General features: G+C 65.9%; 16 protein-coding genes and 1 tRNA gene. 7 read left to right on the top strand and 10 right to left on the bottom strand.

What is annotated here, in order from left to right; translation table 11 throughout:
* Window positions 1-67 precede the first annotated feature (67 nt).
* From mscL to ACW7G1_RS13340, 3 genes are read right to left on the bottom strand one after another with little or no spacing between them, the layout of a single operon-like run.
* Window positions 68-487 carry a large conductance mechanosensitive channel protein MscL gene (gene mscL / locus ACW7G1_RS13350; protein WP_456980249.1) on the bottom strand — a complete coding sequence of 140 codons (420 nt, stop codon included), beginning with the start codon at window positions 485-487 and terminating at the stop codon, window positions 68-70.
* Window positions 488-534: 47 nt separating this feature from the next.
* Window positions 535-1260 (bottom strand): fumarylacetoacetate hydrolase family protein, encoded by a 726-nt coding sequence (locus tag ACW7G1_RS13345; RefSeq protein ID WP_456980248.1) that lies wholly within the window; start codon window positions 1258-1260, stop codon window positions 535-537.
* Between the two features lie 10 nt (window positions 1261-1270).
* Window positions 1271-1579, bottom strand: coding sequence for a hypothetical protein (locus ACW7G1_RS13340; protein WP_456980247.1), 309 nt, complete (start codon window positions 1577-1579; stop codon window positions 1271-1273).
* Window positions 1580-1699: 120 nt separating this feature from the next.
* Between ACW7G1_RS13340 and ACW7G1_RS13335 the strand changes: the two genes are divergently transcribed.
* Entirely contained in the window at window positions 1700-2035 is a 336-nt protein-coding gene (locus tag ACW7G1_RS13335; protein ID WP_456980385.1) for a Rieske (2Fe-2S) protein, read from the top strand.
* Here the strand turns inward: ACW7G1_RS13335 and ACW7G1_RS13330 are convergent.
* The 4 genes from ACW7G1_RS13330 to thiS are packed head-to-tail and all read right to left on the bottom strand — an operon-like array spanning window position 2024 to window position 5722.
* On the bottom strand, window positions 2024-3862 hold the full coding sequence (locus ACW7G1_RS13330; RefSeq protein WP_456980246.1) for an SLC13 family permease: 1839 nt from the start codon (window positions 3860-3862) through the stop codon (window positions 2024-2026). The genes ACW7G1_RS13335 and ACW7G1_RS13330 overlap by 12 nt on opposite strands.
* A 49-nt stretch (window positions 3863-3911) precedes the next feature.
* Window positions 3912-4679, bottom strand: a complete 768-nt coding sequence (gene trmB / locus ACW7G1_RS13325) for a tRNA (guanosine(46)-N7)-methyltransferase TrmB (protein ID WP_456980245.1) — start codon at window positions 4677-4679, stop codon at window positions 3912-3914.
* A complete protein-coding gene (locus ACW7G1_RS13320; protein WP_456980244.1) occupies window positions 4679-5488 on the bottom strand; it encodes a thiazole synthase in 810 nt (269 codons plus the stop codon). Before ACW7G1_RS13320 ends, trmB begins: the two co-directional genes overlap by 1 nt.
* Before the next feature lie 33 nt (window positions 5489-5521).
* The gene (gene thiS / locus ACW7G1_RS13315; protein WP_456980243.1) at window positions 5522-5722 is read right to left on the bottom strand and encodes a sulfur carrier protein ThiS; all 201 of its coding nucleotides are present in this window, start codon (window positions 5720-5722) and stop codon (window positions 5522-5524) included.
* Window positions 5723-5927: 205 nt separating this feature from the next.
* Between thiS and ACW7G1_RS13310 the strand changes: the two genes are divergently transcribed.
* From ACW7G1_RS13310 to ACW7G1_RS13285, 6 genes are all read left to right on the top strand, one after another.
* Window positions 5928-7775: an autotransporter domain-containing protein gene (locus tag ACW7G1_RS13310; protein WP_456980242.1), complete on the top strand. Its 1848-nt coding sequence runs from the start codon at window positions 5928-5930 to the stop codon at window positions 7773-7775.
* Window positions 7776-7820: 45 nt separating this feature from the next.
* Window positions 7821-7894 (top strand) — tRNA-Gly (locus ACW7G1_RS13305).
* A 148-nt stretch (window positions 7895-8042) separates the two neighbouring features.
* Complete coding sequence (locus tag ACW7G1_RS13300) at window positions 8043-8510, top strand: ATP-dependent zinc protease family protein (protein ID WP_456980241.1); 468 nt, start codon at window positions 8043-8045, stop codon at window positions 8508-8510.
* Complete coding sequence (rimK, locus tag ACW7G1_RS13295) at window positions 8507-9427, top strand: 30S ribosomal protein S6--L-glutamate ligase (RefSeq protein ID WP_456980240.1); 921 nt, start codon at window positions 8507-8509, stop codon at window positions 9425-9427. The genes ACW7G1_RS13300 and rimK overlap by 4 nt, the downstream gene beginning before the upstream one ends.
* Window positions 9428-9692: 265 nt before the next feature.
* Entirely contained in the window at window positions 9693-10376 is a 684-nt protein-coding gene (locus ACW7G1_RS13290; RefSeq protein ID WP_456980239.1) for a response regulator transcription factor, read from the top strand.
* On the top strand, window positions 10363-11763 hold the full coding sequence (locus ACW7G1_RS13285) for a sensor histidine kinase (RefSeq protein WP_456980238.1): 1401 nt from the start codon (window positions 10363-10365) through the stop codon (window positions 11761-11763). Before ACW7G1_RS13290 ends, ACW7G1_RS13285 begins: the two co-directional genes overlap by 14 nt.
* Before the next feature lie 7 nt (window positions 11764-11770).
* Here ACW7G1_RS13285 and ACW7G1_RS13280 read toward each other — a convergent pair whose 3' ends face one another.
* From ACW7G1_RS13280 to ACW7G1_RS13270, 3 genes are read right to left on the bottom strand one after another with little or no spacing between them, the layout of a single operon-like run.
* Window positions 11771-12700: a branched-chain amino acid transaminase gene (locus ACW7G1_RS13280; protein ID WP_456980237.1), complete on the bottom strand. Its 930-nt coding sequence runs from the start codon at window positions 12698-12700 to the stop codon at window positions 11771-11773.
* Between the two features lie 43 nt (window positions 12701-12743).
* Window positions 12744-13376: a DUF4124 domain-containing protein gene (locus ACW7G1_RS13275; protein ID WP_456980236.1), complete on the bottom strand. Its 633-nt coding sequence runs from the start codon at window positions 13374-13376 to the stop codon at window positions 12744-12746.
* A gap of 44 nt (window positions 13377-13420) precedes the next feature.
* Entirely contained in the window at window positions 13421-14059 is a 639-nt protein-coding gene (locus ACW7G1_RS13270) for a hypothetical protein (protein WP_456980235.1), read from the bottom strand.
* Window positions 14060-14104 lie beyond the last annotated feature (45 nt).

Here is a 14104-nt window from a genome sequence, read left to right as displayed (position 1 = left end):
CTTCATAATGGCGTGCCTCAAGTCACATGGCGGCGTGCCACGCTTGAGATTGCCCCGGTGTGGTTGCTCAGAGGCCCGGTTGCTTCAGCGAATCGCGGATCTCACGCAGCAACAGCACTTCTTCCGCCGGTGCAGCCGGGGCGGCGGCTTCCTTGGTAATCATCCTGTTGTAGGCCTTGATGATCATGAAGATCACGAACGCGATTAGCAGGAAGTCGATGATGGTCTGGATGAATGCGCCGTAGGTAATGACCGGTGCCGCAGCCTCCTGCGCGGCCGCGAGGTTGGCGTAGTCGCCACCGTCGAGGGCGAAGAACAACTGCGAGAAATCGACCCCGCCCATCGCCATGCCGACGATCGGCATGATGATTCCGTCGACCAGCGCGGTGACGATCTTGCCGAACGCGGCGGCGATGATCACCGCGACCGCCAGGTCGAGGACGTTACCGCGCGCGATGAATGCCTTGAACTCGCTGACCATGCTCATCAGGTGATCTCCTTGGGGTATTGGGGAATGCCGTGGAAACTATAGCCTCATGTTGATGGTGTGACGTGACCGCGCAATTGGACGACGTCATCGAGGCAAGCAAGGAAGGTATCGCCGGGCAGCAACGGCCCGACACCTGCCGGTGTGCCCATGAACACCAGGTCGCCGGCGCGCAGCGCATACAACTTCGACAGCTCATGCAGGATGTCCGGCACGTCCCAGACCAGGTCGGCGAACGCGCCCTGCTGGCGGAGCTGGCCATTGACCTTCAGGGTCAGCGTGCGGGTTGCCAGATCGCCGACCTCGGCGGCCGGCACCAGCGCGCTGACCGGGGCGGAATGATCGAATGCCTTGCCGGTGTCCCAGGGCAATCCCTTGGCTTTGGCGGCCGCCTGCAGGTCGCGGCGGGTCAGGTCCAGGCCGATCCCGTAGCCGAACACCAGTGCGTCGGCGGCACCCGGGTCGAGCACGCCGGCCGGAGCGTCGGCGCCGAGCGCGACCACCAGCTCGACCTCGTGGTGCAGCTCGGTGGTGCCACGCGGGTAGGGGACGACGCCATCGAGCACCAGCGCGTCGGCCGGCTTGCAGAAGAACACCGGGCTGCCGCGCTCGGCTTTCGACGCGGGGGCGACGGCGCCCATCTCACGGGCATGGTCGGCGAAGTTGCGCCCCACGCAATAAATCCGGCGAACCGGGAAAAAACCTGCGTCGCCGGTGCCGCGGACGGGGATGCGGGCCTGCTGGGGCGCAGGGATTACATCGTTGCCGGGCATCGCGGGTACGTCAGCGCGGCTGGGTCGACTTGTCGACGACGCGGTACTCGCCCTCGACCACCCGGGGGTCATGCTGACTGGCGGCGCGACGGTGCGGCAACGGCTGGCTGCGGCCGCGGAACAGCCGGTAAACCAGGCCCGCGGCCAGCATTGCCGACCCGATGACGGCGCCCACAAGCACCAACAGGGCCAGCAACCCGAGGCCGAGGGCACCCATCAGGAAGCGCAGCAACGGGTTGCGCGGCTTGCGCGGCTCAAAGGCGGCGCGGACGCGCGACTGGAGGAAATCGTTGTTGAAACGGAAAGTCTGGCTGCTCATTGAATGCATCATGGCACAATGCGGCGGAAGGCCGGAGCCGGCAGTATCCGCCGGTACGAGGAGAAATTCGTGATAAATCCGTTAATAAAACCGCGAGTGGACCCGACAGCGCTTATCGCGATGGATCGTCTTGCCGATGGCGGGTTTGCCGCGGTGGGTGCGGACCTGGATGACGACATGGAGCCGCTGGTTCTGTATCGCGATGGCGAGCAGGTGCGCGCCTGGCTCAATGTCTGTCCGCATGCCGGTCGTCAGCTGGACTGGGCGCCGGGCCAGTTCCTGAAGAGCAAGGACGGGTTGCTGGTCTGCGCCGCGCATGGCGCCAGTTTCGAGTTGCAGCACGGCGAGTGCGTTGCCGGCCCCTGCCGGGGGGATTCGCTGCGCGCGGTGGCGGTGGAAGTGCGTGACGGTGCGGTGTGGCTGAAAAGTGGCGCTGCCGGGCACTCAGAACAGTAGGTTCACCATCAACACCGCGATCGCGGTGTAGGCCAGCGACAACGGCCCGCCGACCTTCCAAAGCTCCTTGCCGGTATACCCCGCCGGTCCGGTGATCATCGAGATCACCGGATTGGATGCGGTCATGAAGTTGTTCGACGCCGACAACGCGACGATCAACGCGAACGCGGTCGGGTCACCGCCCGCCGCGAGCGCCAGGTTGATTGCCAACGGCACCATCACGATGGCCGCGCCGACATGGCTGATCACCAGTGAAAACGCGGTGGTCAGCAAGCCCAGCAGCAATTGCAGCAACCAGGTCGGGGTGCCGTCCGGCAATCGCTCGATACTGTGCCCGGCGACCCAGGCCGCCGCGCCGCTGGAATCCATCGCCCAGCCCAGCGGGATCAGGCAGGCCATCAGGAACACCGTCTTCCAGCTGATGGCCGAGTACGCCTCGTCGATGTGGATCACCCCGGTCAGCAACATCCCGGCAACGCCGGCCATCAGTGCGATCGATACCGGCAGCCGCGACGACAAGGCAACCAACATGGCCAAGGCGAAAATCCCCAGTGCGATCTTCAGCTTGTGCGGGCGTTGCTCGCCCTTGGGGTAATCGGTCACCACCACCAGGTCCTTGCCCTTGGCAGCGTCGGCGAGGTTGGCCCAGATGCTGTGCAGCACCAGCATGTCGCCGGCGCGCAACGCCAGGTTGCGCACATCCTCGCGCATCACCTTCTTGTCGCGATTGACGGCGAGCAGGCTCAGGCTGTGGGTCTTGCGCAAGTGCAGGTCGCGCGCGGTCTTGCCGATGAACTTGGAGTTCGCCGGGATCACCGCTTCGGAAATGCCCGCACGGCTCGGGTTGAACAAGTCGGCGAACACGCGCAACCGGGAACTCATCCGCAGCATCTGGTTCTGGGCGAAATCCGCGACCTGCTGCCTGGGGCCCATCGCGCCCAGCACGCTGCCGACCCAGATCCGCGCATCGGCAGACGGTGACAGCCGTGCATCGTCCTTGGTCTTGATGGCCAGGATCAGCGGTGCATCGTGCAAGGTTTCCGCCTCACCCAGGGACATGCCCACCAGTGGGCTGTCGGCGGTGACGGTCAACTCGTAGACATCGCCCTCGATGCCGTAGGCGTCCTCAAAATAGCTTTGGGTGCGCGCCGGGGTGGCGCCCTTGCCGACGCCCTCGTGCAGACGCTTGCTGCCGAAGAACCTGAAATACAGCAACGAGGTGGCCAGCAACGCCAAGCCGATCGGCAGGGTCGCGAACATCTGCAACGGCTCCAGCGTCGCCGCACCCGATGGCAGGTTGCTGTTGGCCGCCAGCAGCAGGTCATTGAGCAGGATCAGCGGTGAGTTGCCGACCATCGTCAACGAGCTGCCCATCACGATCGCGGTGGCCAGCGGCAATAACAGCCGCGGCAGGGTCAGCCCGGTTCGCGATGACAGGCGCGATGCCACCGGCAGGTACAACGCCATGACCGACGGGTTCTGCATCACCGAGGAGTTCAGGCCGGCCACTGCGCCGGTCAGCAGCAGCAGGCGTTCCTCGATTCCGTGCGAGCGCCTCAACAACCACGCCGCCAGCCGGTTGAGCGCGCCGGTGCGGTCCAGGCCGGCGCCCAGGATCATGGTGGCGATGATGCTCATCACCGCGTTGGACGAGAAGCCGTTGAAGATGATGTCCGGTGAGACCAGTCCCGACAAACCCAGCAGCACCAGCACGACCAGTGCGACCACGTCGGCGCGGACGCGCTCGAACAGGAACATCACCATCGTGAACACCACCAGCCCCAGTACCAGCTTCATGTCGGTGGTAAGCGTCAGTGCGGTGTCCATGCCCGGGTTGAACACTTTGGTGGTCGGCCTGTCTTGTGGTCAGCAACCGTCAGCAGCGGTCGTAAAGAAGATCCCAGACGCCATGGCCGAGTTTCTGGCCGCGGGTCTCGAAATGCGTCTGCGGGCGCCAGTCCGGCCGCGGTACCGAGCCGCGCTGTCCGGCGCGGTTGACGATGCCATCGGTCGCATCCAGCACGTCCCACATCTGCTCAGCATAGTCGTGCCAATCGGTGGCGAGGTGCAAGCGACCGCCCGGGGCGAGTTTGCGAACCAGCAGGGCGGCGAACCCGGGTTGCAGCAGCCGCCGCTTGTTGTGGCGCTTCTTGTGCCATGGATCCGGGAAGTAGATCCGGACCTCGTCAAGGCTGGCGTCGGCCACCTCGTGGGTCAGCACCTCGACCGCATCGTGGTGGTAGACACGCACGTTGGTGGCATCGTCCAGTGCCACCGCGTTGAGCAGGCGGCCGACGCCGGGCGCATGGACCTCGATACCGATCAGGTCGCGTGCCGGGTCGTGCCGGGAGGCGAACAGCAACGCCTCGCCATTGCCGAACCCGATCTCCACCACCCGCGGTGCGACGCGCCCGAACACGGTGTCGAAGTCACGGGGTTGGTCCCGGCTTTCGGCCGGCCTGAAGTCGATCCCGAAGCGCTCCCACTGCTGGTCGAACGCGCGCTGCTGGGCCGGGGTGAACCGGCCCTGGCGCAACACGAAGCTGCGGATCTGGCGATGGCCTTCGGTGACGATGAACGGTTTGCCGGAAACGGGTTTCGGCGTTTTGGGAACGGTCGGCTGCGGCGGGTCGCTGTCGGGCATCAGTCGATGATGCCTTCCACCGGGCTGGAGGCACTGGCATAACGCTTGCGCGCCACCCGGCCGGCCTTGAACGCGGCGCGCCCCGCCTGGATGGCCAACTGCATCGCGTGGGCCATCAGCACGGGGTCCCTGGCACCGGCGATCGCGGTGTTCATCAACACGCCATCGCAGCCAAGTTCCATCGCGATGGCAGCATCGGAGGCGGTGCCCACGCCCGCGTCGACGATGATCGGCACCTTCGCGTTCTCCACGATTTCCACCAGGTTCCACTTGTTCTGGATACCGAGCCCGGAACCGATCGGTGCTGCCAGCGGCATCACCGCCACGCAACCAATTTCTTCCAGTCGCTTGGCCAGCAGCGGGTCGTCGGAGGTGTAGACCATCACGTCGAAGCCATCCTTGACCAGCGTCTCGGCGGCGGCCAGGGTCTGCACCACGTCGGGGTACAACGTCTTGTGGTCGCCCAGCACTTCCAGCTTGACCAGGTTGCGCCCGTCGAGCAGTTCGCGCGCCAGCCGGCAGGTGCGCACTGCCTCGTCGGCGGTGTAGCAGCCGGCGGTATTGGGCAGGATCGTGAAACGATCCAGTGGCAGCACGTCCAGCAGGTTGGGCTCGCCCGGGTTCTGGCCGATGTTGGTGCGGCGGATCGCGACGGTGACGATCTGTGCCCCGGCGGCCTCGGTCGCGCGCCGGGTCTGGTCCAGGTCGACGAACTTGCCGGTGCCGGTAAGCAGGCGCGAGGTGTAGGCCTTGCCGGCAATCAGCAAGGGGTCGGCGGCGCGGAAGTCGGTGGCGTTGAATGCGTTCATGCCGCGATTATCGCACCGCCGGACAGCCGGGCGTCAGCCGCCGCCCAGGGCATGCACGATCTCGATCCGGTCGCCATCGGCCAGCGCGCGTTCGTCGTGCTGGCTGCGCGGCACGATCTGGCCGTTGATCTCCACCGCAACCCGGCGTTCGGCCAGGCCCTCGTCCTGTAACAGACGGGCCAGCGTGGTGGGGGCCGCGAGCTCGCGCGGTTCGCCATTGAGAATGATGTCCATGCCGACATTGTCTCGGGACGGGCCGAAAAGGGCCAGCCCGGCGACCGGCTCGCTGGCGCGCCGCTGGCAACAATCAAGCGGGTTGCCGGTTGGCGCCGGTGGCTGATGTGGCTTGTCTGCGGCCAACACCCGTGTTTCGATACAGGCCGTCCGCTGGCGTATTGTGGCGCTGGTCCGTGTTTTGCCCATCGCAGGAGTTACCCCGTTGAAACCTATTCGCGCCGCCCTTGCCATTGCCGTTGCACTCGCCTTCGCGCCGTCGCTGGCCGTGGCAGGTGACCCGGAGGCCAACGATCAGCCGTATTCGCAGACCATCTTCTTTGGCGACAGCCTGACCGACTCCGGACACTTCCGGCCAGCGTTGATCCAGGCGGTGGGGCCGCAGGCCGCCATCCTGGGCAAGTTCACCACCAACCCGGGGCTGGTCTGGTCGGAGTACCTGGCCGATTTTTACGGCACCCAGGCGGCCGCAGCCAACCAGGGTGGCAGCAATTACGCGGTTGGCGGGGCGCGTGCGGGGGAAGACGAGGTCGGCCCGCTCGGGCCGACGCCGTCGATGATGACCCAGGTCACCAGCTACCTCACCGCGACCGGCGGTGTCGCTGATCCCAATGCCCTGTACACGGTGTGGGGTGGCAATAATGATCTGTTCGCGGTCGCCCAGGGCGCGCCGCCCCAGGCCACCATCGGTGCCGCAGTGACCGCGCAGATCGGCGTCGTTGGCGCGTTGCAGGCGGCTGGCGCGCAGTACGTGCTGGTGCCCAGCATCCCCGACCTGGGGCTGACGCCATCCGCGCGCGCGCAGGGCGCCCTCGCACAAGGCCAGCTGACCCAGTTGGCGACGGTTTACAACGACGCGCTGTACGGCGGACTGGCCGCGTCGGGGTTGCAGGTGATTCCGCTGGACATGTTCCATCTGTTCCAGGAAGTTGCCGCCAGTCCAGCCGGGTTCGGTTTCAGCAACATCACCGGCACCGCCTGCCAACCCCAGATCACCGCCCAGTCCGTTACCTGCCAGCCCGGCAGCTACGTGACCCCGGATGCCGCCACCAGTTACCTGTTTGCCGATGGCGTGCATCCCACCGGCGCAGCACATGAGGTGATCGCCGACTATGCCGCCTCGATCCTGGAGGCGCCGCGCCAGGTCGCCGTGCTGGCCAATTCCGCGTCGATGGTCGGACGTGCCCGCGCCGACCGTGTTGCCGCGCAACTGACCGGCGTGACGATGACCAATGGCAAGCGCTGGTGGGGTGACGTGCGTGGGGATTTCCAGCGTTACGATCATGGCGACCTGTATGACGGCGCCGGCCCGGCCGTGACGGTCGGTGTCGACTGGCACCGCGATGGCCTGACCCTTGGCGGGTTTGGCGGCTATGGCCAGCTGAAGCAGGACTGGGGCCGCAGCGGTGGCAGTTTCGACCAGAGCGCCGCCAGCATCGGTGGTTACCTGGGCTGGACTGCCGGTAGCGGGGCCTGGGTCAACGCCCAGGTGAGCTATAGCCAGTTGGGCTTCGACCTCGAGCGCAATGCCAACCTGGGTCGCGTCACCCGGGTGCACCGCGCGGACGTGGATGGCAGCAACGTCAGTGCCGGCGTGAATGCGGGCTGGGAGTTCGGTGATGGCGCGTTGCGCCATGGGCCGGTGCTGGGCGTACTCGCGCAGAAGATCCGGATTGACGGGTTCGGCGAGAGCGATCCGCAGTTGTCGACCTCGCTGGCGTACCCGGAGCAGGAGTTCGACTCGCTGATCGGCACCGCGGGCTGGCAAATGCGTTACATCGCCAGCGAGCATCTGCAGCCGTATGCGCGGGCGACCATCGACCGCGAGTTCGAGGATGCCCCGTCGCAGGCCTTCGGGCAGTTGCAGTCGATGCCGGGCACGGCGCAATTCGCGGTGCCCGGGGTGGCGTTCGATGACAGCTACGGCAGCCTGACGTTCGGCGCCCGCACGCGGGTGATGGGACTGGACGCGAACATCGGCAGCAGCCTGACGCTGGGTCAGCAGGGTGGTCACCACGCCACCGTGTTCGCCACCATGGGCGGCACCTTCTGAGGCGGGCTTCCCCGGCGCCCGGCAAAGGCTTTAAACTGGCGTGATGCGGGTGTAGCTCAATGGTAGAGCTGTTGCTTCCCAAGCAACTGACGAGGGTTCGATTCCCTTCACCCGCTCCACATGCGCGGCGGCCTGGTCCTGATGGACGGGGCCGCCGTTTTCGTTGGCTCGCGCCGATGACGGCACCCATGTTCCCGGGTCTGTCATGGGCGGGTCACCGTGATGGTTGCACCATCGATACAATTTCGCCTGGAGCGGAAGCAGATGATGCCAAGGGTTGTTTTGGGCTGGCGGGAATGGGTCGACTTGCCGGCCCTCGGGGTGGCCGCGATCCGGGCCAAGGTCGACAGTGGCGCGCGCAGCTCGGCGCTGCATGTCGACGCGCAGTGGCGTTTCGTCGAGGGCGGCGCGCCATGGGTCGGTTTTCAGTTGACGCCGGGTGGCGTCGGCGGCATCTCGATGGAATGTGTCGCGCCATTGGCGGACGAGCGCGAGGTCACCGACTCGGGTGGCCATCGGACCCGTCGCGCGTTCGTGAGGACGTCGCTACGCCTGGGAGGTGTCGAGCGCCAGATCGACATCAACCTGGCCGACCGACGAGGCATGCTGTTTCCGATGTTGCTCGGCCGTACCGCGATGGCCCATGCGTTCATGGTCGATCCGGCACGCTCGTTCCTGCACGGCAAGCCCGTGTCCGATCGTTCGTTCGACCACCCATGGACCCTGTCCGCATGAAACTCGCGATCCTGTCGCGCAACACCAAGTTGTACTCGACCCGGCGCCTGGTCGAGGCCGCCCGGGAGCAGGGCCACAGCGTCCGCACGCTCGATCCGTTGCGTTGTTACATGCGCATCTCCGGCGATGGCTTTGCGATGAATTACAAGGGCCGGCCCATCTCCGGTTACCACGCGGTGATTCCCCGTATCGGCGCTTCGGTCACCCGCTACGGCAGCGCGGTACTGCGCCAGTTCGAGCTGATGGGCACCCTCAGCCCGAACCCGTCGGACGCGATCCTGCGCGCACGCGACAAGTTGCGCAGCCACCAGCTGCTCGCCGCGGAGGGGATCGGGATGCCGGCAACGGTGTTTGGCGACAACCCCGATGACACTGTCGACCTGCTGTCGATGCTGGGGCCACCCCCGCACGTGATCAAGCTCAACGAAGGCACCCAGGGCGCCGGCGTGATGCTGACCGAGAAGATGTCGGCCTCACGCGGAGTGATCGAGGCGTTGCGTGGCCTGTACGCGCAATTTCTGGTGCAGGAGTTCATTCCCGAGGCCCAGGGCGCGGACCTGCGTTGCTTCGTGGTTGGCAGCAAGGTGGTGGCGGCCATGCGACGCCAGGCGCCAGCGGGGGATTTCCGCTCCAATCTGCACCGCGGCGGCAAGGCCAAGGGCGCACGTGCCACGTTGGCTGAACAGGAGGTCGCGATCCGCGCGGCACGGGTGCTGGGACTGGGCGTCGCCGGTGTCGACCTGATCCGTTCGCGCCAGGGCCCGCTGGTGCTCGAGGTGAATGCCTCGCCGGGTCTGGAGGGCATCGAGTCGGCCAGTGGCGTCGATGTGGCCGGCGAGATTGTTGATTACGTGGCCCAGCGATACAAACGGCGCGCGGCCAAGCGTGTCACTGCAAAAAACCGAGGGTCCGATTAACAAACGTTTAATCGGCGACCACGTAGATTGATCTGGACCGGAATACTGTCCGTTGCATATCAGTGTTCGCGCCAATTGACCAAGTCAGTCGATTACACCGCAGCAGTGGCAATGCAGGTTTCGGTATCGGGCAACAACTTTTGGCCCAGGCGCGGTGGTCCCGTGTCTGGGCTTTCTTTTATGCTGGTGCCCAGCGCCAGCACACTGCCATGATGTGAACCCTGTCACGCTGATTGCCGGCCAACCCTCAACCAGGAACCACCACATGCGCATCCTCGTCATCGAAGACAATCAGGACATCGCCGCCAACCTGGGCGACTTCCTGGAAGATCGGGGCCACACCGTCGACTTCGCCGCTGATGGCATTACCGGACTGCACCTGGCGGTCGTCCACGACTTCGATGCGATCGTGCTCGATCTCAACTTGCCGGGCATGGACGGGCTGGAAGTCTGCCGGAAGCTGCGCAACGAGGCGCGCAAGCAGACCCCGGTATTGATGCTGACCGCGCGCGACAGCCTGGACAACAAGTTGGCCGGCTTCGACTCGGGCGCGGATGACTACCTGATCAAGCCGTTTGCGCTGCAGGAAGTCGAGGTCCGGCTGAACGCGCTGTCGCGCCGGGGGCGCGGGGTGCAGACCCGGGTGCTGACTGCCGCCGATCTGGAGTACAACCTGGACACGCTGGAAGTGCGTCGCCAGGGAAAGCTGCTGCAGCTCAATCCCACCGGTCTGAAAATATTGCAGTCACTCATGGAGTCGTCGCCTGCGGTGGTGACCCGGCAAGAGTTGGAGACCCGGGTATGGGGCGAAGAGCTGCCGGACTCCGATAGCCTGCGTGTGCATATCCACGGGCTGCGCGCGGTGGTCGACAAGCCTTTCGAAACGTCGCTGATCCACACCCGTCACGGCATTGGCTACCGGATCGCCGAACTCGATGCCACCAACTGAGTCAACGTCCGGCTCGCCGGCGCCGACGCGCCGTCGGATGCGTTACCGGCGGCGCCTACGCAGCCGCATCATCCTGTCGTTCGTGCTGCTGGGTTTCAGCCTGACCCTGCTGTTTGCCTGGGCGACCAACTGGACCCGCACCCGGGTGGAAAACCAGCTGGTCGAGGAGATGATGAATCGCAACATCTCCGAGGCGGCGCGGCAGTTTGAACTGGACCCGGAGAACCCGTTGTTCCCGGTCGACCAGATCAAGGCTTATGTCTACACGCCCGACAAGTTCGGGTCGGTCCGGCGCAACCGGCCCGAGTGGTACGAGCTGTCCGACGGCATCACCGGCATGCTCGGGGTCGATGAGACCGGTGACGAGTTCGCGTACAAGCTGGCGGTGCGGAAAACGCCGCAGGCCTGGTTCTTCCTGGCCTACGACATGACCCAGTCCAAGCGCAGCGAAGAGCAGTTCAATCGCGCCTTGTATGGCTCGGTGTTGCTGTTCACCCTGCTGTCGCTGGTGCTGGGCTGGTGGTCGGCGTCGCGGGTGATGAGCCCGGTACTGGAGCTGGCGAAGCGTCTCAAGATATCCGGCCGCAGTGCCGAATCGGAGGAGCTGGCCGCGCACTTTCCCGATGACGAAGTTGGCCAGTTGGCGGAGGCGCTGGATGACTATGCCGGCCGATTGACCGAGGTCGTCCAGCGCGACCGCGAGTTCAACGCCGATGTCAGCCACGAACTGCGCACGCCGCTGGCTGTCATTCGCGGCGCGGCGGAATTGTTGCTGTCACGGCCCGATATCGACGACAAGACCCGCGCCCGCCTGCACCGGATCGAGCGTGCCGAGCAGCAATGCACCGACCTGATCAGCGCGTTGTTGCTGCTGTCCAGGAACGAGCGTGGGCGTGGCTCGACCGATGTGGCCAAGCTGGCGGCGCAGTCGCTGGATGTGCATCGCACCCAGCTTGCGGGAAAGCCCTTGCAGTTGCGGCTTGAGGATGAGCTCGGCCCGCTGGTGGTCGATGCACCGGAAGCCGCCGTCGCGGTGGCGCTGGGCAACCTGATCGGCAATGCGGTCAAGTACACCACCCGGGGGGAGGTGATCGTACGAATGCTGCCCAACGCAGTCGAGGTGATTGATTCGGGCCCCGGGCTGAGTGCGGAAGATGCCGCCCATGTGTTCCAGCGCGGCTATCGGGGCACCCACGCCGGTTACTCACAAGGCGGCGGGATCGGCCTGTCGATCGTGCGCCGGCTGTGCGACCTGTATGGCTGGAACGTGTCGGTACGGCCAGGTGCCGAAATAGGCGTGGTCGCGACATTGAGGTTCGACGTGGGCGACGCGCTGGCGGCGACCAGCGATGCCGGTGTCGGTGCCGACACCGGCCCGCCGGCCTGAGCCGAGGCTACGATCCGGCCGGTTCTTCCAGTGGCTCCAACCAGCCGTACGTGTCTGGCGTACTGCCGTCAAACAGACCGAAGAACAATTCCTGGATTCGCAGCGTCACCGGTCCCGGCTTGCCGGTGCCGACCTGGCGGCCGTCAACCGAGCGGATCGGGGTGATCTCTGCCGCGGTGCCGCACATGAACAGCTCGTCGCACAGGTACAGGTACTCGCGCGGCATGTCCCGCTCGACCACCTCGATGCCGGCATCGCGGGCGAGGCGGATGATCGAGTTGCGCGTGATGCCGTTGAGTAGCGCGGCACTGACCGGGGTGGTGTGCAGGGCGCCGTCGAACACCAGGAATATGTTCTCCCCGGCGCCTTCGGACAACAGGCCGGTCGACGCCAGCGCGATCCCTTCGCCGAAGCCGAGCCGCCGTGCCTCACGTGCGATCAGTTGGCCGGACAGGTAGTTTCCGCCGGCCTTGGCCCCGGTCGGGATGGTGTTGGGGGCGAGTCGCTGCCAACTCGACACGCAAGCGTCGATGCCGGCCTCCAGCACGCCGGCGCCGAGGTATGGGCCCATTTCCCAGGCCGCTACCGACATCTCGACCGGGGTGTCGGCAGACAGGCCGAAGCCGCCGAGACCGCGGAAAGCGAGGGGACGCAGGTAAGCCTTGCCCAGATTGTTGCGGCGAATGACTTCGCGACAGGCGGCATTGATCTCATCCACCCCGTACGGCATCGGCATGTCGTAGATCCTGGCCGACGCACACAGGCGCACGTTGTGGTCGGTCAACCGGAAGATCGCCGGGCCGGCGGGCGTCTCGTAGCAACGAATGCCCTCGAACACCGACGAGCCGTAGTGCAGCGCGTGCGACATCACGTGGGTGGTTGCATCTTCCCAGCGCTTGATCGCGCCGTTGTGCCAGATCCATTCGGGGTATTGCATCGGTCAGGTATCCGCGTGTGGGTGAGCGTCTTATTGTGCCTGCTCAATTCCTGATCCACAGGCAGCCGAAGTAGCGGTGCAGCCCGAACACCGTTTCCGATGGCGTGACGCCGTTTTCGAGGGTTTGCACGACCCGCAACGCAACCGGCTTGGCGTCGATCACCGTGGAGGGGTAATAGCGTTCGCCGGGGTCGCCTATGGTCGGCGTGGATACCGGCGATGGTGCAGGCTCCGGCTCCGGCACCACGGGCACGATGTCGACCAGTGGCTGGCTGACCACCACGGCAAGCCGGGTCATCACTGCCGTGGCGCCGCGGCTGGACGCGCCCGCCCAGTGGTAGACGCTGGCAAGACGGTTCGCGTCGCCACCGTCGATCGCGGTGGTCATCTCGAACATCAGGTCCTGCACGTTGCGCGCGCAGCCATCACGATAGATCCGCCGACTGCCGACGCGGGCGGGCGGGGGCGCCCGTTCGACCGCGCCAATGTCCGAGCAACGACGGTCGGTATACGTCACCGTACCGTCGCTGTGCTGGCAGCGGTTGACCTCGGCGGCCGCGTTGGGTGACCAGGCCAACGCGCACAACAGTCCGAGCGCCACCAGACCGCCGCGGCGCGACAAACCGGGCGGGAGCAATGTCTGGTCAGGGTGGATATGGTCAGGGTGGAGTGGCATCCCGCCAGCGTACGCGGCGGCGACGCATCGTTGAAGCGGGTCGCTCAGAACTGGACGAAATAGCAGCCGTGGTAACGCCGGACCTTGAAATCCTGCACCCGGCGCGACGCGTCGTCGCCGAACACGAGTTGCATGACCCCGACATTGCTGTGGTTGGCGCCGCCGGAGGCATCGGCCAACTGCATCATCCCGCCACCGATCCGGGCGTCGAAATAGTGGGCCTGCCACAGTGGTTGCTCCGCCAGGCGACCCAGCCGCTGCATGATCGAACGCGTCTGGCCGGAGTCGAGCCCGACCCAGTGGTAACTCTCGGCGATCCGGTTGACGTCGCCCAGCGCCCATGCACCTTGCAGATCCATCGACAGCTGGGTCGAGGAGCGGGCGCAGCCGCTGGCGGCGGAACGGCGCGCAACTGCCGGGGCATGGCGGGCGCCGAACACGGCATGGGCGGCGCTGTCATGGCCAGCATTGTCGGAGGCCAGGCGCGTCAGCAGTTCGCCCGACATCGGCATCGCGGTGGCGCCGAACGTCGAGCAGGCCTTGTCGGTGTAGATCTCGGTCCCGTCGGGCGCCTCGCATCGCTGGATGCCGTCCTGGAAGTTGCCGCCTTGGGCAGGCGCAACGCCGGGCATGGCGAGTGCGGCCAGCAAGGCGGCGAGGGGGATCAGCGAGTGCGTGTTCATGGTGACGGGGGACCTGCGGGGATACCACAGGCTCCGCCCGGCCCC

The organism is Lysobacter sp. A378 (assembly GCF_054052125.1).
This window is presented reverse-complemented; position numbering and strand designations above follow the sequence as displayed.

Excerpts from the sequence above, each read along its gene's own strand:
- mscL (WP_456980249.1), bottom strand. The coding sequence starts at position 487 with ATGAGCATGGTCAGCGAGTTCAAGGCATTCATCGCGCGCGGTAACGTC.
- ACW7G1_RS13345 (WP_456980248.1), bottom strand. The coding sequence starts at position 1,260 with ATGCCCGGCAACGATGTAATCCCTGCGCCCCAGCAGGCCCGCATCCCC.
- ACW7G1_RS13340 (WP_456980247.1), bottom strand. The coding sequence starts at position 1,579 with ATGAGCAGCCAGACTTTCCGTTTCAACAACGATTTCCTCCAGTCGCGC.
- ACW7G1_RS13335 (WP_456980385.1), top strand. The coding sequence starts at position 1,700 with ATGGATCGTCTTGCCGATGGCGGGTTTGCCGCGGTGGGTGCGGACCTG.
- ACW7G1_RS13330 (WP_456980246.1), bottom strand. The coding sequence starts at position 3,862 with ATGGACACCGCACTGACGCTTACCACCGACATGAAGCTGGTACTGGGG.
- trmB (WP_456980245.1), bottom strand. The coding sequence starts at position 4,679 with ATGCCCGACAGCGACCCGCCGCAGCCGACCGTTCCCAAAACGCCGAAA.
- ACW7G1_RS13320 (WP_456980244.1), bottom strand. The coding sequence starts at position 5,488 with ATGAACGCATTCAACGCCACCGACTTCCGCGCCGCCGACCCCTTGCTG.
- thiS (WP_456980243.1), bottom strand. The coding sequence starts at position 5,722 with ATGGACATCATTCTCAATGGCGAACCGCGCGAGCTCGCGGCCCCCACC.
- ACW7G1_RS13300 (WP_456980241.1), top strand. The coding sequence starts at position 8,043 with ATGCCAAGGGTTGTTTTGGGCTGGCGGGAATGGGTCGACTTGCCGGCC.
- rimK (WP_456980240.1), top strand. The coding sequence starts at position 8,507 with ATGAAACTCGCGATCCTGTCGCGCAACACCAAGTTGTACTCGACCCGG.
- ACW7G1_RS13290 (WP_456980239.1), top strand. The coding sequence starts at position 9,693 with ATGCGCATCCTCGTCATCGAAGACAATCAGGACATCGCCGCCAACCTG.
- ACW7G1_RS13285 (WP_456980238.1), top strand. The coding sequence starts at position 10,363 with ATGCCACCAACTGAGTCAACGTCCGGCTCGCCGGCGCCGACGCGCCGT.
- ACW7G1_RS13280 (WP_456980237.1), bottom strand. The coding sequence starts at position 12,700 with ATGCAATACCCCGAATGGATCTGGCACAACGGCGCGATCAAGCGCTGG.
- ACW7G1_RS13275 (WP_456980236.1), bottom strand. The coding sequence starts at position 13,376 with ATGCCACTCCACCCTGACCATATCCACCCTGACCAGACATTGCTCCCG.
- ACW7G1_RS13270 (WP_456980235.1), bottom strand. The coding sequence starts at position 14,059 with ATGAACACGCACTCGCTGATCCCCCTCGCCGCCTTGCTGGCCGCACTC.